Below are 24055 nucleotides of genomic sequence, written 5' to 3'. Positions count from 1 at the left end.
ACCTCACCGCCCGAGGCGCCGCCGGAGGGCATGTCTCCGGTCGGGTACAGCGTGCGGCGCACCCTTCCGCTGCGGGTCGAGGCGGTGCGGCAGTTCCGCCGCCGGCGCACTCTCATCGCGTTCGGCATCCTCCTCGTCCTGCCCTGGGTGCTGGTCGGCGCGTTCAAGATCGGCGGCTCGCCGTCCGGCAACGGGGTCCCGAGCCTGGTGGACGTCGCCACCTCCGGAGCCCTGAACTTCACGCTGTTTGCCCTGTTCGTCTCGACCGGGTTCCTCCTCGTCGTCGCCGTCGCCCTGTTCTGCGGCGACACCGTGGCCAGCGAGGCCGGCTGGTCGTCGCTGCGCTACCTGCTCGCCGCGCCCGTCCCGCGTGCCCGCCTCCTGCGCCAGAAACTGATCGTGGCCCTCGGCTACTCGGTCGCCGCGGTCATCACCCTCCCCGCCATGTCGCTGGTCGCGGGCACCGTCGGCTTCGGCTGGTCGGACGTCGAACTCCCCACGGGCGGCACCGTCCCGACCTCGACCGCGCTCGCCCGCATGGTGATCGTCGTCGGCTACTCCCTCGCCGCCCAGCTCGTCGTCGCCGCCCTGGCGTTCCTGCTCTCGGTCGTCACCGACTCCCCGCTCGGCGCGGTCGGCGGCGCGGTCGGCCTCGTCATCGTCAGCAACATCCTGGACGCCGTCACCGCCCTCGGTTCCTGGCGCGACTTCCTGCCGACGCACTGGATGTACTCGTGGATGGACGCCCTCCAGCCGCAGATCCAGTGGACCGGCATGGCCAAGGGGGCGGCCATCTCCTTCACCTACGCCGCCGTCCTCCTCGCGCTCGCCGTCCGCCGCTTCCACGCCCGCGACATCGTGTCCTGACCGCCCTTACCGCCTGGCGCCCCGGCAGCGGAACGATCTTCCTCGGCCACTTTCGGCCGCCACTGAACGTGATCAATTGACCACGTCAGGTCGACCTCGCTTCGCGAAAACCGGTCGAACCGGCAGGGGATGTCGCATAAGCTCGCTGAACCTTGCCTCCGGCGGCCACGTCCTATGGAGTACGGGTGACATCGGCTCGATCGACGGGTTAAACCCGGCCCGACGGGGGAGATGATCAACATGGCACGGCAGCAGCTCATCAAGCGCCCCAAGCCCCCACGTCAACCGAGCCCGCCAGACCTGAGGACTCCCTCGGGACGTCTCCTGCCGTACTGACACCCGTTCCCCGCCCGCCTCCTGAAACCCGACCCCGCCCCACCTGCCACAGGACCACCCACCACCCGCGATATCCACACCGGCGCCGCATCACGAGCGCGCCTCTCGATGGCTGTTCCGGCCCGGCAACGACACGATGCCTGGTCGCTGCCGAGTTTCTTTCCGGCCCGGCCCGGCACGACGCGGACGCCTAGTCGCTGCCGAGTTCCTTGCGGAGCGAGTCGGTGAAGGAACGCAGCGCCGCGATGGTCTGGTCGTAGTGCTCGTCACCGGGCGATCCGGCACGCCAGCACAGCCGGACGAAGGCGGTCGCGCGATCACGGGTCTCCTCGGTGCAGAGCAGGTGGATGACCGCCCGGCCTCTCTGCAACTGGGTCTGCCACTCGCGCAACTCGACGGGGTCGTGTCCTTCGACCCACTCCCTGCTGCCGCTGCGGAGCTCGTAGATGTTGGTGCCCGCGCTGACCATCTCCGCCGCGCCGGCCAGCTTCTGGTCACGCAACCATCTGTGCTGCTCACCCCGGCTCTTGATCCACGCTCCCAGGAGGGCCCCGGAAAGGCCCAGCAACGCACCGATGATCCCGGCCAGGACGTTGACCACACGCAGAGACTAACCCGATCATCCCGGACGGCCCAGCCGGAACGTCCACCAGCGGAAGCGCCTCGGCGGGACGGATCGAGCTGCACCACCAACGTCCTCAGAACGGCGGTCGCCCGTTCCCTCTCCGTCCTCGGCGGACCTTCGGTGGTTCTGCCCACCCGCCGAACACGCACCCTGATCAAATTCTCACCACCACGACGCCTTCGAACGCACGGCGGTCATGCATCGGCCTTCACTCCCGGGCGGCTAGGAGGGCGACTGGGCGGGGCTTGGTCGCGGAGTAGGTCGTCCAGATGCTGGCGGCTCCGGTGACGGCGAAGGCGGCGACCGTGGTGATCCCGAGGAGGGTCCAGGGGACGTCGACCAGGGGCCGGCCCGCGGCGCGGAGGGAGGCGGCGAGCATGCCGGCGAGGGCTCCCGCGGCGACCGTGCAGCCGAGGACGAGGCCGATGGCGGTGACCGCCCACGACTCGATCAGAGCGGCGCGGATCACCTGGGGGCGAGTCAGGCCCGTGACGCGGGCGGCGGCGAACTCGGTGCGGCGCTCGGTTCCGGCGATCATGACGGCGTTGATGACCGCGACCACCGCGTAGCCGCCGGCCATGCCCATGAGGACGGCGAGGATCCCCACGTTGCCCCGCTGCTGCGCGGCGGTCCTGTCGTCCGCCCACTGCGGGACGGTCTGGACCTTGTCGGCTCCCGCCGCGCGCATCGCCGTCCGGACCGTCGAACGGCTCGCGCCGGGAGCGAGGCGGATCACGGTCTCGGCCTTCGCCGCAGCGAGGGTGGAGGCGGGGACGAGGTCGCGCGGCACGAGGAAGGTCTCGGAGTAGTTCTCCAGCGTCGGCCGAAGGGCGGCGACGACCTTCAGCCGCGTCTTGTGGCCGTTGACGGCGGCGGTCACGGTGGAGCCGACCCGGATCCCCGACTCCGCCATGCCGGGACCGAGGGCGATCGTCCGGCCGTGAAGCCGGGTGAGCGAACCCGCACGGAGACGCAGATCGTGGGTGCGGATGTAGGCGGAAGCATCGATCGCGACGATGCCCGCATAGTGCGTCTGTCGCCATGTTCGGTTCACCTCGTGGTGTCGGGCGGTCACGCTCATGGAGAGGGACAGCTGCGGTGATGCGGCCGCGACGCCGGGGACGGCGGCGATGCGGTCCAGGTCGGCTCCGGACGAGGTCACCACCAGGTCGCCCCGGACGAGGTGGCGTTGCTCCTCGCCCGACATCAGGGCGAGGGACCCGAGGGTGCCGGTCAGGCCGAGGAGCAGGGCGACCAGGACGATGAGCGGGGCTGCGGTGGACGCGCTGCGGCGCACCCCGTCGCGGAGGTTGGCCTGGGCCAGCTCGCCGAGGGTGCTGGTGCGGAGGACGGTGCCGAGGACGCGTCCGGCGAGGGGGACGGCGAGGGGGCTCAGCGCGCTGAGCGAGACGGCGCCCATGATGGAGATGCCGAGGCCCATGAGCATGGCGCCGAGCAGGTCGGCGGACTGGGCGAGCGTCACCATCCAGATCGTGAACGCGAGGGAGGACAGCCCGGCCAGCCAGCGCACCGGGGTCATCACGCGGGCGGCGCCTCCGGTGTCGCGCAGCGCGTCCAGCGGGCGGACCTTCGCGGCGCGCCGCGCCGCGGCGAGCACCCCCACGAGGGCGACCGTGACCCCGACGCAGCCCGAGGCGATGAGGACACCGCCGTCCCAGACGAGCGGGAACCCGTCCGGCAGGAAGCCGAGCGCGATCAGCAGCCGAGCCTGCAGCCAGGTCGCCGGGAGGCCGACGAGCACGCCGAGCGCCGTGCCGGTGAGGCCGAGCAACAGCGCCTCACCGAGCAGCAGCAGGACGAGCTGGCCCCGGCCGCCGCCGACGAGGCGCAGCAGGGCGAGGTCGCGGCGGCGCTGGGCGACGGTGAAGGCGAACGTCGAGCTGACGATGAAGACGGTGAGGAAGGCCGACAGCATCACCGTCATGCCGAGCAGCGTGGCCGCCCCGGCGTAGCCCTCGCGGAGGTCCTCCCTGGCCCGGCCGGTGACGCCGGGCGGGATCGGTGCCCGGTCCGTGGCCACCATGACCAGCAGGGACGACTGGACGAGCGCCACACCGAGCGCCACGGCGGTGATGGCGCCCGCGAAGAGCCGCCACCGTTCCCGGAAGGTGTTCACGGCGAGGGTCAGCACGGGGCGGCCTCCAGCCGGGCGAGCCGGTCGGCCACCTCGCGGGCGGTGGGGCGGACGAGCCGGTCGACGAGCCGCCCGTCGGACATGAACACGACGGCGTCGGCGTGCGCTGCCGCGGCCGGGTCGTGAGTGACCATGGCGATGCTCTGCCCTTCCCGGTCGACCATGGCCCGCAGGAGCCCGAGAACCGTGCGGGCGGACGCGGAGTCGAGCGCGCCGGTCGGCTCGTCGGCGAACAGGACGGCCGGACGCGTGACCATGGCGCGGGCGATCGCCACGCGCTGCTGCTGCCCGCCGGACAGCTCGCGCGGCCGGTGCCGCAGCCGGTCGCCCAGCCCGACCGCGGCGAGCACCGCGCGCACCTCGTCGCGGCGGACGCGGGCGCCGGCGAGCTTGAGCGGGAGCGCGACGTTCTGCTCGGCGGTGAGCGAGCCGATGAGGTTGAAGCTCTGGAAGACGAAGCCCATCGTGCGGCGCCGCAGCCCGGTCAGCACCGCATCGGGCGCGCCGGTGATCTCCTGCCCGGCGAGGAGGACCCGGCCCCGCGTCACCCGGTCGAGCCCGGCGGCGCAGTGCAGCAGGGTGGACTTCCCGGAACCGGAGGGGCCCATCACCGCCGTCCATGATCCGGCGGGGAAGGCGATGGAGACGCCGTCGAGGGCGCGGACCAGCGCGTTGCCGCCGCCGTACTCGCGGGTGACGTCCCGCAGCTCGGCGGCGGGCGCCCCCATCGGAACCCGTGCCCGCCCCCCGGCCGCCGCTCCGGCTCCCGGTGCACCATCCGCGGGCGCGCCGACCACCGGCGCACTGCCGGACTCCGCGCCTCCTGGCGGCCCACCACCGACCGCCGCACCACTTGTCGGCACACCACCGACCGCCGCAGTGCCGGGCATCGCACCGCCCGCCAGCGCACCACCCGCCAGCGCACCGCCCGTCAGTTCACCACCGAGCGGCGCGGTGTGCGGGACGGTGTGCCTCGGGACCGCGCCGCCGGTCGCTGGGAGGGCCGGGGTGGGGATGCCGGGCGTCGGTGTGCTGGTCATGCCTTCACGGAACCATCCGGCCGCGGGGCTCCGCATGACGCCCAACCAGGATCTTTAGAGTATGGCCAGCCATACCGTCCCACCGCGAAAGCTTGACTAGCTTTGGTTTCATGACCGTCAGCGCGCCTCGCACCGCCCTGGAGGCCGCGGCCGGGCGGCGGTACCTGATCTCCAGCTGGCCCTGGCGGTGCGCGGGCTACCTGGTGTCGACGCCGGTTCCGATGCTCGCCGCCGCCGTCCCGTTCGGATTGCTGGTCCTGCCGTGGGCCGCCGCCCTGTCGTCCCGTCACGGGGTCGGCGCGCGCCTGCTGCTCGTGGCGCTGGGCGTCCTGTTCGTCGCGGGCCTGGGGCCGCTGGTGGCCCTCCCGGTCGCCGAGGTGGAACGCCGCCGGCTCCGCTTGGTGGACATCCGTCCGATCGTCTCCGGCCACTCGCGCGTGAACGGCTCGGAGCCGCGCACATGGTCGCTCGTCCGTTACGGTGAGGCGGCCATCTGGCGCGAGATGGCCTACGCGTCCCTCCTGGTGACCGTGGTACCCGTCCTGTACGGGGCCTTGCTGATGTACGTGTTCGCCGTCGGCGGCCTTCTCTTCAGCCCACTTCTCGCTCAAGGCGATGGCGAACCGGTGTCCCTGGGCCTGACCAAGGTGGCGACTCCGGCGGACGCCGTGCCGTATGCCATAGCCGGGCTCGCCTTGCTGCCCACCATCCCGTACATCGCAGCCGTCCTCGCGGGCGCGCACGGAGCGATGGCCAGAAGCCTTCTCGGGCGGGGTTCCGGTGAGCGGCTCCGCGCCGAACTCGTCGAGGTGTCCCGGTCCAGGGCCAGGCTGGTGGACGCGTTCGAGGCCGAGCGGCGGCGCATCGAGCGCGACCTGCACGACGGTGCGCAGCAACGCCTGATCGGTCTCACGCTCAAGCTCGGCATGGCCCGTGTGGACCTGCCCGCCGACTCCGACGCCGGCCGCAGCGTGACGGAGGCCCACGAGCAGGCCAAACTCCTCATGGAGGAGTTGCGCGAACTCATCCGCGGCATCCATCCGCGCGTCCTGACCGACCGAGGACTGCCCGCGGCGCTGCGCGAACTCGCCGACCGCTCCCCCATACCCGTGACGGTGGAGACGGACCTGCCCGAACGGCTGCCCCCGCATGAGGAGGGCACCGCCTACTTCGTCGCCGCCGAGGCCCTGTCCAACATCGCCAAGCACAGCGACGCCCGTAGCGGGCGGATAAGCGTGCGCCTTCGCGGCGACACTCTGACCATGGAAATCGAGGACGACGGCAAGGGCGGCGCGAACCCGTCCCTAGGGAGCGGTCTCACCGGTCTTGCCGACCGCGTAGCGGTGATTGACGGAAGAATGCTCCTGTCCAGTCCGGCCGGTGGGCCGACCGTCCTACGCGTGGAGTTCCCGTGCAGCCGACCGTCCGAGTAGTCCTCGCCGAAGACGGCGTGCTCCTGCGGGAAGGACTCGTCGGGCTGCTCGGCAAGTTCGGCTTCGACGTGGTCGCCGCGGTGGAGGACGCCGACGCCCTCAAGGCCGCGGTGGAGGAGCACTCCCCCGACCTCGTGGTCACGGACATCCGCATGCCGCCGGGCTTCAGCGACGAAGGGCTACGCGCGGCCGTGGAGCTGCGCAAGGCGCATCCCGGCCTGGCCGTCGTCGCGCTCAGCCAGTACGTGGAGCTGAGCTACTCCGCCGACCTGCTCGACTCCAATGACGGTACGAGCGTCGGTTACCTGCTCAAGGACAGGGTCGTCGACGTGGAGGAGTTCGTCGCCGCGCTACGCCGCGTCGTGGACGGCGGTACGGTCGTCGACCCGACGGTCGTCCGGCAGCTCCTGCGCCGCAGCCAGGATCCGCTGTCGCGGCTGTCCGCGCGCGAGCGCGAGGTGCTCGCCCTCATTGCGGAAGGGCATTCCAACACGGCCATCGCGCAGATCCTCACCGTCGCCGAGGTGACGGTGGGCAAGCACGTCGGCAACATCCTCACCAAGCTGGACCTGCCGTTGACGGACGACAAGAACCGCCGCGTGCTCGCCGTCCTCACCTACCTTCGAAGCGGCGCCGCCGCCTAGAGCCGCCTAGAGCGTCTTCTCGAAGCGCACACGGTCCTGCCCTGGCCCGTCGTATCCGGGCTCCGGCACGTGGACGTCGAAGCCCATGGCCCGGTGGAAAGCGATGGATCCGGTATTGGCGGGCGACGTGATGGCCTTGACCTTCGTACGGCCGGCGGCTGTGGCCTCTTCGAAGAACCTCTCGTAGAGGGCTCTCGCCACGCCGTCCTTACGGTGCCTGGGGTCGACTCCAACGAAATGGATGTACGCCTCATCGGGGTGGTCCGCCGAATGGAATCCCACGAGGAAGCCGTGTATGCCGTCGTCCCCGTCCATGACGAGGCTCGTCCCGGAGAAGTGCTCGAAGAACAGCCGAGGCAGCAGCAGCGTCAACTGGCGCGCCTGCTCCGGCGTGCGCGAATCGGCCCACCACTCCGGCATCACCCGCACGACCGCCTCGTGGTCTTCCAGCCGCGCCCGTCGGATCTCCTGCACCGCTTCGTCCTTCCGCCGTGGGATGCGCTCCGATCCCATCCTCCCGAGCCGCCCGCCGCGACCCTCACGCACCCTCGCGTCCGGCCCGGCGCCGTACACTGACCAGGGAGATCACGGTGAGGAGAGCCATGCCCAGGGCGGACGCGCAACGCAACCGCGCCCTCATCCTCACGACGGCCAAGAGGGTCTTCGCCGAACGCGGACCGAGCGCGCCTCTCGACGACATCGCCCGCCACGCGGGCGTGGGCAACGCCACCCTGTACCGGCATTTCCCCACGCGCCGCGACCTGCTCATCGCCGTTTACGCGGACGAGGTCACCGACCTCACCGCCAAGGGCCGGGACCTGCTGCGACACGACCCGCCCGCCGACGCCCTCTTCACATGGCTGAAGGCGTTCATCGCACACGTCGCCGACAAGGGCGACCTGGCCCGAGCCATTCCGGAAGACGGACGCTCTCCCCTCTTCGACGAATGGCACGCCGCCATGCACGCGACCGTGGCTCCGCTACTGGCGCGGGCACAGGAGGCCGGTACGGTCCGTCCCGACCTCAATGGTCCGGACCTCCTGGCACTGGCCGGCGGGATCGCCGCCGCAGGATCCGGCCCCGCACAAGCCGACCGCCTCCTCCGCCTTGCACGGGAAGGCATCGCGACCCCTGCACAGAACCTCGCCTGACCGGGCCGCGCTACCAGGCGACGGATCATGCCCTACCAGGGTGGTGAAGACTGTCCGGCATGGAGTTCTTCTGTTACCACCGCGATAGGCGCGGCTCTATGAACCTGCGTCACGAACTCGTGGAAGAGCACTGGTCCTACATGGACCGGTACGCGGCCGAGATGATCGCCCGCGGTCCTACCTTCGCCGACGACGGCGAAACGCTCACCGGCAGCGTGCACATCGTCGACCTGCCCGACCCCGCCACGGCCCGCGCGTTCGCCTTCGACGAGCCCGGCTACCAGGCCGGCGCCTACCGCGACGTGATGCTGCGCCGCTGGCACAACTCGCTCGGACGCACGATGTGGGAGTTCACCGGCGACCGGACCGAGGGCGGCCACTACCTGGTGCTCGGCCTCGGCGCAGGCCACACCGCCGACCGCGACCTGCCGCCCGACCACCACGCGCTGATCGCCTATGGGCCCCTGCTGTCCGACGACGGTGGCACTTGGCTGGGGACGGCGGCGCTGCTCCAGGCACCGGACCCTGAGACGGCCCGCACCGTCCTGAGTCCGGACCTCTACGCCGACGTCGAGGTCCACGCCTGGACCTTCGGCGGCCGAAGGTAACGACGCCCCGGAAACGGCCTGGTCAGGAACATGGACCCCCGGTGCCGAGGGCATGGGATGGCCATGGAGGGGCGACGCGCGTGGGCGGGCCGTGTCAAGCGGCCGCTGTTGACGTACGCGACGGTGGCGGTCGCGCTCGCGTTCATGCTGGCGATCACCGTGACGGACCTCGTCCTCGGGACCACCGTCCACCTCGGCCCCTTCCTGGTCATCGCGCCCGCGCTCGCCGCCTCCCTGACGACGACACGGCTGACCGCCGTCGTCGCCGCACTTGCGGTGGCGGACCAGGTGCTCATCGCGACCTTGCACGGCGGGCTGAGCACGACCAACCACATCGCGCAGATCACCGCGCTGACCGTGCTCTCCCTGCTGATCGTCTCCCTGCGCCTGGTCCGGGAGCGCCGCGAGCGGGCGCTGGGCCGGGCGCGGTCGGTGGCCGCGACGGCGCAGCAGGCCCTCCTGCGACCGCCGCCCCAGCGGATCGGCCCGCTGCGCGTGGCCTGGTTGTACCTGACGGCCGAGGACGAGAGCCTGATCGGCGGCGACCTGTTCTCGATCACACGCGCGGCCGGATCCGCCAGCCGCGTGCTGATCGGCGACGTCCGAGGCAAGGGCCTGAACGCCATCGCCGAAGCGTCGGTGGTCCTGGGCGCGTTCCGAGAGGGCGCACGCCGCTACGCCCTGCCCGCGCTCACGGCCGCCCTCCAGGACAGCGTCGACCGCGACCTCGAAGAGGTCGCCGACACCGAGGACGACCTCGGTGAGCACTTCATCACCGCGCTCGTCCTCGACATCGCCGACGACCACACGGAAGTCGAGATGATCAGCTGCGGCCATCCCCCTCCCCTGCTCGTGCACGACCACGGGGTCACGACCCTCCAGCCGGACGCCCCCGCACCCCCGCTCGGCGTGCCCAACCCCGCCCCGCTCACCGTCGACCGCTTCGCGTTCACGCCCGGCGACATGCTCGTCCTCTACACCGACGGCGTCATCGAAGCGCGCTCACCGGACGGAGACTTCTACCCGCTCACCGACCGCGTCGCGACCTTCCCCGCCACGGACCCCGACACGCTGCTCGACCACATCCACCGCGACCTGATCGCCCACACCAAGGACCACCTCGCCGACGACGCCGCCCTCCTCGTCCTCGAACGCACCCACCCCGCTCAGCACTGAGTCACGCCCCCACCCCACACCAGTCCGTCCGACTCGCATCGACTTCGTACCGAGCGAACACGGTCAGCAGAAGCTCGATGGACTCCCGCGTCCGGTCATCGGCGATGCCCGTGACTTCGACCGAGACTTCGTCGGCCTCAACTTCGCGTGCCAGGCGGATCTCCACCGGCCGGACGCCGACCAGCGGGTAGGCGTACCAACCGTCCGCCCGATCGTTGTCGGTGCTCGGCAAGGCCCTGGAGATGGCGAGCCAATCAGAGTCATCGAAGTCGTACTCGACGACCTCGGAGATCATCTCCAAGAGCGGGCGGACGTTGGACGCCCAGACCCACCCTCCTGCGCTCGAAGCCACCGGATCACCCATCCGCAGAGGCTACGCCGGCGGGGTGTGCCGTCTAGGCCGCAGCCGTTGCGCCTCCATGGGACCGGCTAGTTCAGCGGCGAGGGGTTCTCCAGGCGCTGGTCGCGATTCTCGCGCTGTACCTGATGAGTGCGTCGGGGCAGTCGAAGGGGTCTTCGTGCAGGTCACATGAATGGTCGGCCTGGCGCGTCATGGTCTCGCAGCAGTGCCGCTCCTCAGCCATCGGCGGATGCGATGCCGACCGGGCGGAGGAAGGCCGCGGAGCCTGGGGAGAGCATCGTGGGCCTTGCGGAGGCGGGCATGCGCTCATGTTAGGCCGGTGGAGGCCACGTCATGAGCGTTATCGCTTTGGGTGATTACTGGTTGGTATCGTGCCGGTCGTGGGGAATCGGGGGATGGCGTACGGGGTCGCGGCGTACGTCCTGTGGGGGCTGTTCCCGCTGTACTGGCCGCTGCTGAAGCCGGCCGGGGCGCTGGAGATCCTCGCGCACCGGATCATGTGGTCGCTGGTGGCGGTGGCGGTGGTGCTCGCGGCGGCCCGGAACTGGGGCTGGATCAGGACGCTGACGGTCCGGAAGGCGGGGCTGCTGGCGGCGGCCGCGGTGGTGATCACCGCGAACTGGGGCACCTACATCTACGCGGTCAACAGCGGGCACACGATCGAGGCGGCGCTGGGGTACTTCATCAATCCGCTGATCAGCGTGGTGTTCGGCGTGGTGATCTTCCGGGAGCGGCTGCGGGCGGGGCAGTGGGCGGCGGTGGGGCTGGGCGCGGCGGCGGTGGCGGTGCTGACGGCGGACTACGGGCGGCTGCCGTGGATCGCGCTGGTGCTGGCGTTCTCGTTCGGGACGTACGGGCTCCTGAAGAAGTTCGCGAGCATGCCGTCGGCGGAGAGCCTCGCCGTGGAGACCGCGGTGATGTTCGTGCCGGCGCTGGTGTTCGCGGTGGTGCTGGCCGGACGGGGCGACGCGGCGTTCGGGCATCACGGGGCGGGGCACGCGGCGCTGCTGGCCGGCGCGGGGATCGTGACGGCGATCCCGCTGATGCTTTTCAACGCGGCGGCGATCCGGTTGCCGATGAGCGCGATCGGGATGCTGCAGTACCTGGCACCCGTCCTGCAGTTCCTGATCGGGCTGCTGGTGCAGGGCGAGGAGATGCCGCCGAGCCGGTGGGCCGGCTTCCTGCTCGTCTGGCTGGCGCTGGTGATGCTGACGTGGGACGGGGTTCGCAGCGGACGGCGGGCTCGGCGGGCGGAACCGGATGCCGTGCCGGAAACCGCGCATTGAAGGCGCCGAGCCGAGCCACTAAAGTGCCGGACGTCACACGCCGCCTCCTGGGAGTCCTGTTGCGTTTGCTGAGCGTCACCATGCTGGGATCCGCACTCATCGCGGCGGGACTGCTGGCACCGGCGACAGGCGAGGCGACGACGTCCGGGCAGGACGGGTTGACGGTGCGGCCGGGCGTGACCCGGGCCGGGGAGAAGGTCGCCCTGTCGGTCCCCAAGTGCGGACCGGGGCGGCACTGGGCGTCGTCGGACGTGTTCGACGGGCGGGCCCGGCTGGACGGCCGGGACGGCACCGCGGTGCTCAAGGCCGACGCCAGGCCGGGGACCTACACGGTGCGGGTGCGCTGCGGGTCCCATTCGGCGTCCGGGAAGGTGCGCGTGGCGGGCCGGCTCGCCTGGCCGACGCTGCTCCCCGGCAGCCGCGACGGCATGTAGGGGCCGACCGCCCTTCCGCGCCGCAGGCGACGCCGTGGCGCCTTGATTCCGCGACGGATCCGGTGCTCCTCACGAAACGCTGCGTGAGATGTACACCTACCAAGACATCCGTCTACATATGCCATCAATGCCGACGAATAGCAAGAGGTTTGACTGAGTGACTCATGTCACTCGTCAGATGCATGTATCGGACACATTCGATCTTGATCCACCTGTAGGTCAATGTGATACTTCCACGGTATTGACCAGGTTTCGGCAAACTTATACCAGTACTTCTGGGATGCCCTTTTTGCCGCGAGAAGGGCGTCTCGCTGGAAGATTTCCCGCACGACTCGTGGAACACCGTCCTTCGCGCGAGAGACGTCCAGTCTGAGGGGCACGTCACGATGACCGTCACCGCCGGCCCGACACGGTCCCGGAAACCGAGGAACTTCCCGCTCTACCGCACGGTTTCCCGCTTCGTCCGCGACCCCCTGAGGGAGATCGAGCGGATCAGCACGGCGGCGGGGGGTGAGATAGCGAGGCTCGATCTCGGCGCCTCCCACCCCTATGTGGTGACCGACCCCGACCACGTCCAGCAGGTGCTGCGCAAGGAGTCGGAGAACTTCGTCCGGGACGGGACGTTCTGGCGCCCCCTGCACGGCCTCTTCGGCGACAGCATCATGTCCGAGTACGCCGAGTGGGAGCTCAGCAAGAGGATCCTCCAGCCGGTCTTCTCCACCCGCACCATCAGGTCCCTGAGCGACCACATGGCACGTGCCATCAACAACGCCGTCGCGAAGCTCGACGAACCGGCGCGCGAAGGACGGGCCGTCGAGGTGCTGCCGGAGATGGGCCGCATCGTCCACGACACCGTCATCAAGGTGCTCTTCGGCGACAAGATAAGGAAGGCCGAGGCGGACCGGCTCATCCCCGCGATGGAGCGGCTGGCCACGTCGATCGCGTTCCGATTCCTGCTGCCGTTCGTCCCGCGCTCCATCCCGCTGCCCGGCGACCGCGCGTTCTCCGCGGGGCTCGAGGTCATGGACGAGACGCTCTACGAGCTCGTCGACCGGTTCCGGTACGACCCGGGCGAGGGCTACGACATCTTCACGGCGCTCTGCAAGGCCCGGATGACCGAGGGAAGCGGGCTCGACGACCACTGGGTCCGCGACAACCTGCTCGCCATGTGGGCGACCAGCACCGAGACGACGACCGTCGCACTGACCTGGATATGGCCGATGCTCGCCGCGCACCCGGACGTCACCGAGCGGCTGCGCACCGAGATCGACGCCGTGGTGGGCGGCGAGGCGGTGCGGCCCGAGCACCTGCACCGGCTCCCCTACGTGAAGCAGGTCGTCCAGGAGCTGCTGCGGCTGTATCCGGTGGGCTGGATCTTCCCGCGCATCGCGCTGAACGACACCGTCATCGGCGGCGTGCCCGTGGCGGCGGGGCAGACCGTCCTGATCAGCCCGTTCCTCACGCACCGCCTCGAGTCGGTGTGGGAGCGGCCGCTGGAGTTCGCCCCAGAGCGCTTCACCCCCGAGCGTGTGCGCGTGCGTCACCGCTACGCCTACTTCCCCTTCGGCGGCGGACCGCACCAGTGCATCGGACGGCACGTGTTCAACATGGAGGCAGAGTTGATCCTGACCGCCATCCTGGGCCGTTTCCGTCCGGAGCTGGCGCCGACGGAGGGCCCGGTACAGGCGCGGATCGGCGCGACGCTCCGCCCCAACCAGCCGCTCCACCTCCTGCTGCACCCGGTGCAGCGCTGATGGACCGCATCAGCGGCGATACGGCCGCCCTTTCCCCCTCCCACGCTGCCCTCTCCACCGCCACAGGCGCCCCTTCCGCCCCGACCGCCGCACTGGAGGCCGGAACGACCTGCGCCGTCGCCGGGCAGGCGCAGCGGCAGATGCGCTCCTGGGCGGCCGGATACCCCGCGCTGTTCGACGCGAAGGCGTTCGACCCGGCGCTGTTCAGCACGCTCGCGCTGGCGGCGGCGTTCAGCGGGCCGGGCCTCGGCGCGGACCGCTTGGCGATGGCCAACAAGGTCTGCCTCTGGTGCTTCGGCCTGGACTGGTCGATCGACTACGCCGCGTCGTCCCGCGACGAGGTCGCCGGCCTGGTCGCCAGGTGCTCCGCCGTGGCCGACGGCGACGAGCCCGAACCGGGGACGCCGGCCGAGGACGAGCTGTGCCGGTTCCTCGCCGACATCCGGGACGGGCTGCGGGCCGAGCCCGCCTTCCCCCTGCTCCGCGACATCTGGCGGGACGAGCTGCGGCGGATGCTGGACGCCATGGCCCTCGAATGGGACTGGAAGGCCGCGCGGGACGCCGGCGGGGACGCCCCTTCGTTCGAGGAGTACCTGGCGAACGCCGACAACCTCGGCTTCGCGTTCGTGTTCGTGTCGCACTGGATCGCCTCGGGCGGCGGCGGGGACGTGACGGCGGTCCGCGAGGCGGGCTGGGCCGTCCAGCGGGTGATCCGGTTGCTCAACGACCTCGGGACCTACGAACGCGACCTCGAGTGGGGCGACCTCAACGCGCTCCTGCTCGGCCGCCCCCGCGCGGAGGTCCAGGAACGGATCGCGGCGCTGACCGCGGAGGCACGGGTTCTGATCGCGCGCGCGCGAAACGGCGCCCCCCGCCTAGCCGACTACATGGAACGGCAGATGGACTTCTGTGCCGGCTTCTACGGGGTGACCGACTTCTGGGGTTCCCTGTGAGCATCGACGACCGGCCCATCGCGGGCACCACCCTCCCCCCACCCCGGCACGAGACCACCCGCCCCCCTCATGAGCCGGACCCCGATCTGCCCCGCGCCGCCGCCCGGCTCATCGACGGTCTGACCGAGCACCCGTGGGGCCGCACGTCGCCGTCCGTCTACGAGACGGGCCGGCTGGTGACGCTCGCGCCGTGGCTCAGCGGGCACGAACGCCGCGTCTCGTACCTGCTGGAGCGGCAGCGGCCGGACGGCATGTGGGGCGCGCCGGAGCCCGGGTACGCGCTCGTCCCCACCCTGAGCGCGACCGAGGCCCTGCTGAAGGTGATCACCCGGGAGGGCGGGGTCGACGGCGCCGGCCGCGACCGCCTCGCCCGTGCCGCGGCCTTGGCGCTCGGCGCCGCCGCCGCGCGCCTGTGCGGCCCGTCCGCCCCCGCCTTCGCGCTGCCCGACCTGCCCGCCATCGAACTGATCACGCCGGCGCTCCTCGAAGGGATCAACGCGTCGCTGGACCGGCTGCGGGACGCGCCCGTTCCCGGCCTCGGCGCGTGGGCCGGGCGGAGGCTGGACCCGCCGCCCGGGATGGACGGCACCAAGCTCGGCCTCGTCCGCGCGCTGCTCGTCTCCGGCGCCCCCGCCCCGCAGAAGCTCATGCACGCCCTGGAGGTCGCCGGACCGGCGGCCGCCGGGCTCCCGCACGCCCGCCCCGAGCCCACCGGGACGATCGGCGCGTCGCCCGCCGCCACGGCCGCCTGGCTGGGCGCCGAGACGCCGCCCGAGCCGGGCGATCCGGCCCGCTGGTTCCTGGAGACGGTGGTCGCGCGGCACGGCGGTCCGGTCCCGTGCGGCATCCCGCTCACGGTGTTCGAACGCGGCTGGGTGCTGGCATGGCTGGCGCGCGCGGGCGTCCCGCTCACCGTGCCGCCCGAACTCGTCCTCAGCCTGACGGCGCCGCTCGGACCGGCGGGCACCGCCGCCGCAGCGGGGCTCCCGTCGGACGCGGACACCACCGCCGGCGCACTGTACGCGCTGGCCCTGCTGGAGGCGCCCTGCCGCCCCGACTCCCTGCTGCCCTACGAGACGGAGACGCACTTCTGCACCTGGCAGGGCGAGGACGGCGCGTCCATCACGACGAACGCGCACGTGCTGGAGGCGTTCGGCCAGTACCTCGCCACCATGCGGAACCGCGTCGGCGCCGCTTCGGCCGAGCGGTACGCGGCCGCCGCCGCCAAGGCGGCGTCGTGGCTCTGCGAGCAGCAGCGGAGGGACGGCGGCTGGGAGGACCGGTGGCACGCCTCGCCGTACTACGCGACGGCGTGCGCCGCGATCGCGCTGGCGGCGTTCGGCGGCGAGCGGTCCGCGGGGGCCGTCGCGGCGGCGCGCCGCTGGGTCCTCGCGACGCAGCGCGCGGACGGCTCCTGGGGGCGCTGGGAGGGGACGGCGGAGGAGACGGCGTACGCGGTCCAACTCCTGCTGCTGACGGGCTCCGGGAGCGACGCCGACGCCGCGGCGGCCGCCGCGCGCGCCAGGCCGCACCTGCTACGGGGCCTGACCAGCGCGGACGAGCAGGCCGACGAGGAGCCGGCGCTGTGGCATGACAAGGACCTCTACAGGCCCGGCGCGATCGTCCGGGCCGGGATCGTCGCCGCGCTTCATCTCGGCCGCGGGTCCGGCGTGTTTCGGTGAGGTGAATTTCACCACACCGGCTCCGCCGCACCCGGCGCTCAAATGCGACAAAACCGAGCGCGTTGACGATTCACCTTGAGGGGGTATCGCCCTGTTGCTAGTCTTCTACGCCGTATGGAACGGCGACTAGCCGCCGCCCCTGCGGACCACGACACCAGCAGGCTCGCACCCGCGAAACGCCATGCGTTACCGGTTGCGAGCCAATTCACATATTGTTGGGGCGATTGTAATGCGCTTCCGCAACTCGCGCCTGCGAACCAAGATCACGGCGCTGTTGCTCTCCCTGACCGCGCTCTGGATTTTCGCGGCCTGGGTGACCCTGCGAGAAGGCGTCAATCTGCTCGGCGTCACGACCCTGGACAGCGCGATCGCCCAGCCGACCGACCCGCTGCTGGCCGAGCTCCAGAAGGAGCGCCGGCTGTCCATGATCGAATTCTCCCGGCCGAGCGCGTCGGTCCGCAGCGCCCTGGCCGCGCAGCGGGCGCGCACCGATGACGCGAGCGCCGAGGCGATCAAGAAGGCTCGCGCCGGAAAGGTGAAATGGTTCGCGGGCGACCTGCTCGAGCACCGCATCGACGAGATGGTCGGCAGGTTGCGCGGGGTGGACGCCATCCGCCGCACGGTCGACGCGCACGGCGCCGACCGAACCCGAATCGCCGCCGGATATTCCGACGTCATCGAGTCCATTTTCCGCGTCTACGATTCTCTGGCCACGCTGGACGACAAGGACTTCGCCAGCGACACCCGGACCGAAGTCGAGCTCAACCGCACGTGGGAACTGCTTTCGCAGGAAGACGCGATGGTCGCGGGATCTCTCACGGCGGGCCGGTTCAGCCAGTCCGAGCTCATCACCTTCACGCAGATGGTCGGCACGCGCCGGCACAACATCTCCGCCGCGCTCATCGCCATTCAGGATTCGGACGGCACCCTTTACAACGCGCTGACGAAGAACGCGAAGCTCGCCCAGGTCCAGTCGCTCGAAGACCAGATCATGCAGAACCGGCGGATCACCTCCGGGAAGCCGCCGCACACCGTGACCCGGCCCGCGGTCACCCTCGACCAGTGGACGACCGCGGCGACGCCCGCGCTGAGCGAGGTCCGCGCGAGCATCCAGGCGGGCGGTGACCGCCTCGTCGACCGCGCGAAGCCGATCGCCGCCGGCGTCATCCTGCGGCTGCTCCTCGCCGGTGGTCTCGGGCTTCTCGCGGTCATCGCGTCCATCGTCGTGTCGATCACCACGGCGCGCGCCCTCGTCCGGCAGCTCGAACGGCTGCGCATCGCCGCGTGGGAGCTGGCCGAGCAGCGGCTGCCCGGCGTCGTCGAGCGCCTCGGGCACGGCGAGAAGGTGGACGTGTCGGTGGAGGCGCCGCCGCTGCAGTTCGGCAGCGACGAGATCGGGCAGGTGGGACGCGCGTTCAACGCCGTCCAGGAGACCGCGATCCGCACCGCCGTCGAGCAGGCGGAACTGCGCCGCGGCATCCGCGACGTCCTGCTCAGCCTGGCCCGCCGCACCCAGACGCTCGTGCACCGGCAGCTGACCATGCTGGACACCATGGAGCGCCGCCGCGACATCGAGGTCAAGGAGCTGGAGGAGCTGTTCCGGCTCGACCACCTCGCCACCCGGATGCGGCGCAACGCGGAGAACCTCATCGTGCTGTCGGGCGCGCTGCCCGCCCGCGGCTGGCGCAGCTCGGTCCCGATGATCGACGTCGTGCGCGCCGCGGTCGGCGAGGTCGAGGACTACACCCGCGTCACCGTGCTGCCGTTCGGCCCGGTCGAGCTGGCCGGACGCGCGGTCGGCGACGTCACCCACCTGCTCGCCGAGCTGATCGAGAACGCCGTGTCGTTCTCCCCGCCGGATACGGTCGTGCAGGTCGGCGGCCACCTCGTCGCGAACGGCTTCGCCATCGACATCGAGGACCGCGGGCTCGGCATGACCGACGAGAAGCTCGCCGAGATCAACGCGCGGATCGACGACCCGCCGGACTTCAACCTGCAGAGCTCGGTGCAGCTCGGCCTGTTCGTGGTCAGCAAGCTCGCCGAGCGGTACGGGCTGCGCGTCCAGCTGAAGCGGTCCGCCTACGGCGGCACCACCGCGGTCGTCGTCATCCCCAAGGACCTGGTCGTCGAGGAGGGCGACCGGACCCGTCCGGCGCCGGCGGCGGCCACCACGACGCAGAACGGGCTGGAGGTGCGCCAGCCCACCGCGGTCGGCGCGGGCCGTTCCGGCGGCGCGGCGGCGCTCACCGCCGGCGGCACCGGGCCGCAGCCGGCGCCGTCCGGGCCCGCGCTGGTCGCGGTGCCCCCGCCCGCGCCGGAGCCGGCGGACGCACCGGACCCGGCCGGCGCGCCGGTCCCGCGGTCCGGGGGCGCCCCCGGCGGCGACTCCCCAGAACATGGCCTGCCCCGACGGCAGGACGAGCCCCCCGCGGACGAGGCGAGCTCCCCCGACGGCGCCGCGTCCCTCTCATCCGGCCTCACCGGAACCGGCGGCGGGCATCCCGAACCGACCCAGCCGGAGGACCTGCCACCCGTGCCCGACATCTCCACCACACCGTCCGGCCTGCCGGTCCGCGTGCCGCAGGCGAACCTCGCCGAACCGCTGCGCACGGACGAACCGCTCGTCTCCGATGAGCACGACGAACCGGACGACCCGGGCCGCTCGCCCGAGGAGATCCAGCGGATCATGGGCTCGTACCAGCGCGGCACCCGGCAGGGCCGGTCGGACGCGGCCGAGGCCCTCGGCAATCAAGCAGCGGAAGGCGAGGAAGGTCAGTGACGCAGAAGACCGGTTCTTCATCCGATCTGGGTTTTTTGCTGGACGACCTGGTCCATCGGTTGCCGCACGCGCGCAACGCGGTGGTGCTGTCCGCCGACGGCCTGCTGATGGCCTCCTCGGCGGGCATGAGCCAGGACGACGGCGAGCACCTGTCCGCCGTGGCGGCGGGCATCCAGAGCCTCGCCAAGGGCGCGGGCACCCGGTTCGGCGGCGGCCCCGTCCGGCAGACGATCGTCGAGATGCAGTCGGCGTTCCTGCTGGTGTCGGTCGCCGGCAAGGGCGCCTGCCTGGCGGTGCTGGCCGGTGAGGAGGCCGACGTGGGCCTCATCGCCTACGAGATGGCGATGCTCGTCACGAGCATGGGCCACCATCTCACCTCGCCGTCGCGATCGGAGGCGGCGGAGGAGGGCCGGCCCGCATGATGCCGCCCGAGGAGCCGGGGCAGGAGCCCTGGCCGCAGGACCCCGCGCTGCACACCCCCGGCCATGAGCGGATCTACGACGAGAGCGCCGGCCCGATGGTGCGCCCGTACGTGATGACGAGCGGCCGCATCGAGCCCGTACACGGCAAGTTCGACCTGATCACCCTGGTGGTGGCGGCCGGGCCGGAGCCGGAGGGCCCGATCGGCCTCGGCCCCGAGCACCTGGCGATCATCCGGCTCTGCCAGCAGGTGATGTCGGTCGCCGAGCTGACCGGCCACCTCGACCTTCCGGTGGCCACCGTGCGGGTGCTGCTCGGCGACCTGCTCGGCAAGGGGCTCGTCACGATGCAGGAGCCCGAACCGGAGGCGGACATGCACGACATCAGGCTCTACAAGGCGGTGATCGATGGTCTCCGGGCTCTCTGACGCCGGGGGCGGGCGGCATGACGCGCGCGCCCGCCGGATGCCCACCGCGGTCAAGATCGTGATCGCGGGCGGTTTCGGGGTCGGCAAGACGACGATGGTCGGCACGGTCTCCGAGACGCGGCCGCTGCGCACCGAGGAGATCCTCACCGACGAGAGCGTCGGTGTCGACGACGTCTCCGGGGTGGAGCGCAAGAAGACCACCACGGTCGCGATGGACTTCGGGCGCCTCACCTTCCGCGACGACTACGTCCTGTACCTGTTCGGCACCCCCGGGCAGGAGCGGTTCTGGTTCATGTGGGACGAGGTGTCGCTCGGCGCGCTCGGCGCCGTCGTCCTCGCCGACACCCGCCGGCTGTCGGACTGCTTCCCGTCCGTCGACTACTTCGAGCGCCGCGGCACCCCGTTCGTCGTCGCGGTCAACTGCTTCGAGGGCGCCCGGCAGTACGACCTCGCGGAGATCCAGCTGGCGCTGAACCTGGGCCCGAAGGTTCCGGTCATGCTCTGCGACGCCCGCCGTCTCGACTCCTGCAAGCAGGTGCTCATCGACCTGGTCCTGCACGCGATGAAGTACCGGGGGCTCCCCGCGCTGGAGTCGCAGGGCGCCTAACCCCGGACGGCCCCGGCGCCTCGGCCGGGGGCGTCCGGGGCCTCGTCCTGGACGGCCCCGGCGACCGCCCGGGCGAAGGCGCGGACGCGCGCGGTGGCGCGGTCGCGGTGCCAGACGAGGGTGAGCGCCGAGTCGGGCAGGCCGGTGAGCGGGACGAAGACGACGTCGCCGCGGACGTGGCGGCGGGCTGTCGGGAGGCACAGCGGCATCGCGCCACGTCCTGCGGCGACCATCGCCAGCGCCTCCTGGATCGTGCCCGCGGCCGGCCCGGACGGGATCGCGCGGCCGCCGGGCGTCGCCGTCGGCGACTGCACGTCGCGCCAGTACCGCGGGGCCGGTCCGGCGATCCGGATGAGCGGGTGCCCGGCCAGTTCCTCGGCGGGGACCGACGGGCGGTCCGCGAGCGGATGGCGGGCCGGGACGGCGAGGCTGAGCGGCGCCTCCGAGAACGCGGGGCCGGGGACCAGTCCGGGTTCCCGCACCGGCGCCAGCACGATCGCGGCGTCCACGTCCCCGTCGCGTACCTGCCCGAACGGGTCGGCGAGCGGCACCTCGACGGTCCGCACCTCGCAGCCGGGATGGTCGCGCTCGAACGCGCGGACGAGGCCGGTCAGGTCCTCGTCCAGCGATCCGACGAAGCCGATCCGCAGCACGCCGTCGACGCCGCGGGCCCGGGCGCGGGCCGCCTCGACGACGTCGAGGAGGGCCGTGTAGGCGGGCGCCAGCTCGTCTCTCAGGCTCGCGCCGAGCGGGGTCAGCCGGACGCGGCGGCTGGTGCGCTCCACGAGCCGGGCTCCGATCCGCGACTCCAGGGAGCGCAGGAGCTGGCTGACGCGGCTCTGGGAGAGGTACAGGCGTTCCGCCGTCCGCCCGAAGTGCAGTTCCTCGCCGAGGACGAGGAAGCACTCCAGCTCCCGGGCCTCCAGTTCCGGCACGTCGCTCCCCCGTCGCCGATCGATGAGCCTCGCTCATAGAAGGATGCGATCTTCGCCGTTGTTCCCGGTGCGCCGCCGGACCAGGGTCGACGGCATGACGGTTCCTCCCGACTCCCCGCCCCGGGGCGGCTGGCCCGCGGTGCTCGCGGTCGCCGCGGCCACGTTCCTCGTCGTCACCAGCGAGATGCTGCCGATGGGGCTGCTGACCTCGATCGGCCCGGACCTCGGTACGTCCGCGGGCACGGCCGGGCTGGCGATGACCGCGCCCGGCCTGGTCGCCGCGCTCTGCGCGCCCGCGCTGTCCGCTGCCACCGCGCGGCTGGACCGCCGCGCCGTGCTGGCCGCGCTGGCGGGCCTGCTGGCGGCGGCCGACCTCGGCTCGGCCGCCGCGCCCGGACTGCCCGCATTGCTGGCGTCGCGGGTCCTGGTCGGCGTCGCGATCGGCGGGGTGTGGGCGATCGCGGGCGGGCTCGCGGCGCGGCTGGTGCCGGAGCGCTCCGCCGGGGCCGCCACCTCGGTGGTCTTCGGCGGGATCTCGGTCGCGTCGGTGGTGGGCGTCCCCGCCGGCACGCTGGTCGGCGACCTCGCGGGCTGGCGCGCCGCGTTCGCCGTCGCGGGCGCGCTGTCCCTGGCCGCCTGCGCGGCGCTCGCCGTGCTGCTGCCGCCGCTGCCCGGAACCGGCCCGGCGGGCCTGCGGAACGTGCCGCGGGTGCTGCGCGCCCCGCGTGCGCGGGCCGGGCTGGTGGTGACGCTCCTGCTGGTCACCGGCCACTTCGCGGCGTACACCTACGTGCGTCCGGTGCTGGAGCGGGTGTCCGGCGTGGCCCCGGACCTGGTCAGCACCCTGCTGCTGCTGTACGGCGTCGCGGGCGTCGCCGGGAACTTCGCCGCCGGGACCGCCGCCGCGCGCGGCCCGCGCCGCACCCTCCTGGCGCTCGCCGCGGTGCTCGCGCCGGCCGTGCTGCTGTTCCCCGTCGTCGGACGGGCTCCGCTCCCGGCGATCGTGCTGCTGGTGCTGTGGGGCGCCGCCTACGGCGGTGTGTCCGTCACCTTGCAGACCTGGCTGCTGCGTGCCGCGCCTCCGCACGCCGCTGAGCCGGCGTCGGCGCTGTTCGTCGCCGCGTTCAACGTCGCCATCTCGATCGGGGCGCTGGCGGGCGGGCGCGTGGCCGACGCCACCGGGGAGTCGGGTGCCCTGTGGCTCGGCGGGTCACTGGGCGGCGTCGCCCTGGCCGCCGCCGCAGTGCTCGGCCGCCGGGCGGAACGGGACGACCGGCCGGCCCCGGCGCCGGTCCCGGCGCGCCCCCAGGGCGTGCCGGACCGGCGGCCGTAGCCGTCAGCCGGTGCGCGACACCACGTAGTCGCAGAGGCCGGTGAACGCGTCGCGGGCGGGGATGGCGGGGAGGGTGAGGAATTCCGCACGCGCGTCCTCCGCGTACTGGCGCAGGTCGGCGCGGGCGAGGTCCATGGCGGGGTGGGCGCGCAGGAGGGCGAGGGCCTCGGCGTGCAACTCGTCGCCGGACAGGTCCTGGACGAGCAGCTCGCGCAGCCGGGCGTCGTCGGGGCCGGAGCCGACGCCGGCGAGGACGTGGTGCATCGGGAGGGTGCGGATGCCTTCGCGGAGGTCGGTGCCGGGGGTCTTGCCGGACTCCTCGGTCTCGGACTCGATGTCGAGGATGTCGTCCGACAGCTGGAACGCGATGCCGATCTTCTCGCAGGCGGAGGTGATGGTGTCGACGACGCGGGCGGGGGCCCCCGACAGCAGCGCGCCGAACTGGCCGGACACCACGATGAGGGACGCGGTCTTGTCGGCGACGACCTGGAGGTAGTGCTTGAGGGGGTCGGCGTCCTCGGCGGGGCCGACGGTCTCCTGGATCTGGCCGCGCACCAGCCGGGCGAACGCGCGGGCCTGGATCCGGACGGCCTCCGGGCCGAGGTCGGCGAGCAGGTCCGACGCGCGGGCGAACAGGTAGTCGCCGGTGAGGATCGCGACGGTGTTCGTCCAGCGGGAGTTCGCGGACGCCTGGCCGCGCCGGACGGTCGCCTCGTCCATCACGTCGTCGTGGTAGAGGGTGCCGAGATGGGTCAGCTCCACGACGACGGCGGCGGGCACCACACCGGGCGCGGCCGGGTCTCCGAAGTGGGAGGCGAGCAGCACCAGCATCGGCCGGAACCGCTTGCCCCCCGCCTCGACGAGGTGCTTGGAGGCCTGGGTGAGCAGCGGGTCCTCGCCCCGCACGGATTCCAGCAGCAGTTCCTCGACTGCGGCCAGGCGCTCCCTGGCGTCGGCCGCGAGGGCCGAGTCGACGGGAAGCCCGAACGGGCCGGACTCCTGTCGAGCCGGCCCGCCGGACCTCTCAGCGATTGGGTCGCTCACCCAAG

24 protein-coding genes are annotated in these 24055 nt (G+C 72.1%); 16 read left to right on the top strand and 8 right to left on the bottom strand.

Features of this window, described 5'->3' with window-relative positions; genetic code table 11:
* The first annotated feature begins 30 nt into the window (after window positions 1–30).
* A complete protein-coding gene (locus ABT299_RS15650) occupies window positions 31–867 on the top strand; it encodes an ABC transporter permease (protein WP_500251169.1) in 837 nt (278 codons plus the stop codon).
* Window positions 868–1393: 526 nt separating this feature from the next.
* Here ABT299_RS15650 and ABT299_RS15645 read toward each other — a convergent pair.
* From ABT299_RS15645 to ABT299_RS15635, 3 genes are all read right to left on the bottom strand, one after another.
* Window positions 1394–1705, bottom strand: coding sequence for a hypothetical protein (locus ABT299_RS15645; protein WP_387029328.1), 312 nt, complete (start codon window positions 1703–1705; stop codon window positions 1394–1396).
* A 331-nt stretch (window positions 1706–2036) separates the two neighbouring features.
* A complete protein-coding gene (locus ABT299_RS15640) occupies window positions 2037–3980 on the bottom strand; it encodes an ABC transporter permease (protein WP_500251168.1) in 1944 nt (647 codons plus the stop codon).
* Window positions 3974–4711, bottom strand: a complete 738-nt coding sequence (locus tag ABT299_RS15635; protein ID WP_190865639.1) for an ABC transporter ATP-binding protein — start codon at window positions 4709–4711, stop codon at window positions 3974–3976. The genes ABT299_RS15640 and ABT299_RS15635 overlap by 7 nt, the downstream gene beginning before the upstream one ends.
* A 422-nt stretch (window positions 4712–5133) precedes the next feature.
* On the opposite strand from ABT299_RS15635, the gene ABT299_RS15630 reads away from it, so the two are divergent.
* Window positions 5134–6456, top strand: a complete 1323-nt coding sequence (locus tag ABT299_RS15630; protein WP_500251167.1) for a sensor histidine kinase — start codon at window positions 5134–5136, stop codon at window positions 6454–6456.
* The gene (locus ABT299_RS15625; protein WP_190865635.1) at window positions 6435–7100 is read left to right on the top strand and encodes a LuxR C-terminal-related transcriptional regulator; all 666 of its coding nucleotides are present in this window, start codon (window positions 6435–6437) and stop codon (window positions 7098–7100) included. Before ABT299_RS15630 ends, ABT299_RS15625 begins: the two co-directional genes overlap by 22 nt.
* A 6-nt stretch (window positions 7101–7106) precedes the next feature.
* Here the strand turns inward: ABT299_RS15625 and ABT299_RS15620 are convergent, their stop codons facing one another.
* Window positions 7107–7613 carry a GNAT family N-acetyltransferase gene (locus tag ABT299_RS15620; protein WP_387029324.1) on the bottom strand — a complete coding sequence of 169 codons (507 nt, stop codon included), beginning with the start codon at window positions 7611–7613 and terminating at the stop codon, window positions 7107–7109.
* A gap of 89 nt (window positions 7614–7702) precedes the next feature.
* Between ABT299_RS15620 and ABT299_RS15615 the strand changes: the two genes are divergently transcribed.
* The 3 genes from ABT299_RS15615 (at window position 7703) to ABT299_RS15605 (ending at window position 10035) form a co-directional block, all read left to right on the top strand.
* A complete protein-coding gene (locus ABT299_RS15615) occupies window positions 7703–8251 on the top strand; it encodes a TetR/AcrR family transcriptional regulator (protein WP_387029322.1) in 549 nt (182 codons plus the stop codon).
* A gap of 59 nt (window positions 8252–8310) precedes the next feature.
* Complete coding sequence (locus ABT299_RS15610; RefSeq protein WP_190865628.1) at window positions 8311–8859, top strand: YciI family protein; 549 nt, start codon at window positions 8311–8313, stop codon at window positions 8857–8859.
* 63 nt (window positions 8860–8922) lie between these two features.
* The gene (locus ABT299_RS15605) at window positions 8923–10035 is read left to right on the top strand and encodes a PP2C family protein-serine/threonine phosphatase (RefSeq protein WP_500251166.1); all 1113 of its coding nucleotides are present in this window, start codon (window positions 8923–8925) and stop codon (window positions 10033–10035) included.
* Between the two features lies 1 nt (window position 10036).
* Here ABT299_RS15605 and ABT299_RS15600 read toward each other — a convergent pair whose 3' ends face one another.
* Together ABT299_RS15600 and ABT299_RS15595 are read right to left on the bottom strand one after the other, a co-directional pair.
* Entirely contained in the window at window positions 10037–10399 is a 363-nt protein-coding gene (locus tag ABT299_RS15600) for a hypothetical protein (RefSeq protein WP_500251165.1), read from the bottom strand.
* A gap of 70 nt (window positions 10400–10469) precedes the next feature.
* The gene (locus tag ABT299_RS15595) at window positions 10470–10619 is read right to left on the bottom strand and encodes a DUF6980 family protein (RefSeq protein WP_500251164.1); all 150 of its coding nucleotides are present in this window, start codon (window positions 10617–10619) and stop codon (window positions 10470–10472) included.
* Window positions 10620–10791: 172 nt separating this feature from the next.
* Between ABT299_RS15595 and rarD the strand changes: the two genes are divergently transcribed.
* From rarD to ABT299_RS15550, 9 genes are all read left to right on the top strand, one after another.
* The gene (rarD, locus tag ABT299_RS15590) at window positions 10792–11682 is read left to right on the top strand and encodes an EamA family transporter RarD (RefSeq protein ID WP_500251206.1); all 891 of its coding nucleotides are present in this window, start codon (window positions 10792–10794) and stop codon (window positions 11680–11682) included.
* 59 nt (window positions 11683–11741) lie between these two features.
* Window positions 11742–12116 carry a hypothetical protein gene (locus tag ABT299_RS15585; RefSeq protein ID WP_500251163.1) on the top strand — a complete coding sequence of 125 codons (375 nt, stop codon included), beginning with the start codon at window positions 11742–11744 and terminating at the stop codon, window positions 12114–12116.
* 386 nt (window positions 12117–12502) lie between these two features.
* The gene (locus ABT299_RS15580) at window positions 12503–13870 is read left to right on the top strand and encodes a cytochrome P450 (protein WP_500251162.1); all 1368 of its coding nucleotides are present in this window, start codon (window positions 12503–12505) and stop codon (window positions 13868–13870) included.
* Window positions 13870–14823, top strand: coding sequence for a terpene synthase family protein (locus ABT299_RS15575; protein WP_500251161.1), 954 nt, complete (start codon window positions 13870–13872; stop codon window positions 14821–14823). Before ABT299_RS15580 ends, ABT299_RS15575 begins: the two co-directional genes overlap by 1 nt.
* A complete protein-coding gene (locus ABT299_RS15570; RefSeq protein WP_500251160.1) occupies window positions 14820–16505 on the top strand; it encodes a serine/threonine-protein kinase in 1686 nt (561 codons plus the stop codon). Before ABT299_RS15575 ends, ABT299_RS15570 begins: the two co-directional genes overlap by 4 nt.
* Window positions 16506–16818: 313 nt before the next feature.
* Complete coding sequence (locus ABT299_RS15565) at window positions 16819–19284, top strand: sensor histidine kinase (protein WP_500251159.1); 2466 nt, start codon at window positions 16819–16821, stop codon at window positions 19282–19284.
* Window positions 19281–19706, top strand: coding sequence for a roadblock/LC7 domain-containing protein (locus tag ABT299_RS15560; protein WP_190867929.1), 426 nt, complete (start codon window positions 19281–19283; stop codon window positions 19704–19706). The genes ABT299_RS15565 and ABT299_RS15560 overlap by 4 nt, the downstream gene beginning before the upstream one ends.
* Complete coding sequence (locus ABT299_RS15555) at window positions 19703–20131, top strand: DUF742 domain-containing protein (RefSeq protein ID WP_190867931.1); 429 nt, start codon at window positions 19703–19705, stop codon at window positions 20129–20131. Before ABT299_RS15560 ends, ABT299_RS15555 begins: the two co-directional genes overlap by 4 nt.
* Window positions 20112–20738, top strand: coding sequence for a GTP-binding protein (locus ABT299_RS15550; protein ID WP_190867933.1), 627 nt, complete (start codon window positions 20112–20114; stop codon window positions 20736–20738). Before ABT299_RS15555 ends, ABT299_RS15550 begins: the two co-directional genes overlap by 20 nt.
* Here ABT299_RS15550 and ABT299_RS15545 read toward each other — a convergent pair.
* On the bottom strand, window positions 20735–21673 hold the full coding sequence (locus ABT299_RS15545; protein WP_500251158.1) for a LysR family transcriptional regulator: 939 nt from the start codon (window positions 21671–21673) through the stop codon (window positions 20735–20737). The two genes, ABT299_RS15550 and ABT299_RS15545, sit on opposite strands and share 4 nt — an antisense overlap.
* Before the next feature lie 94 nt (window positions 21674–21767).
* Between ABT299_RS15545 and ABT299_RS15540 the strand changes: the two genes are divergently transcribed.
* Window positions 21768–23006 (top strand): MFS transporter, encoded by a 1239-nt coding sequence (locus ABT299_RS15540; RefSeq protein WP_500251157.1) that lies wholly within the window; start codon window positions 21768–21770, stop codon window positions 23004–23006.
* Between the two features lie 3 nt (window positions 23007–23009).
* On the opposite strand, the gene ABT299_RS15535 is transcribed toward ABT299_RS15540, so the two are convergent.
* Window positions 23010–24050 carry a polyprenyl synthetase family protein gene (locus tag ABT299_RS15535; protein ID WP_387029304.1) on the bottom strand — a complete coding sequence of 347 codons (1041 nt, stop codon included), beginning with the start codon at window positions 24048–24050 and terminating at the stop codon, window positions 23010–23012.
* Between the last annotated feature and the right edge of the window lie 5 nt (window positions 24051–24055).

The sequence above is a fragment of the Spirillospora sp. NPDC000708 genome (genome assembly GCF_040299565.1).
Lineage (GTDB): Bacteria > Actinomycetota > Actinomycetes > Streptosporangiales > Streptosporangiaceae > Spirillospora.
This window is presented reverse-complemented; position numbering and strand designations above follow the sequence as displayed.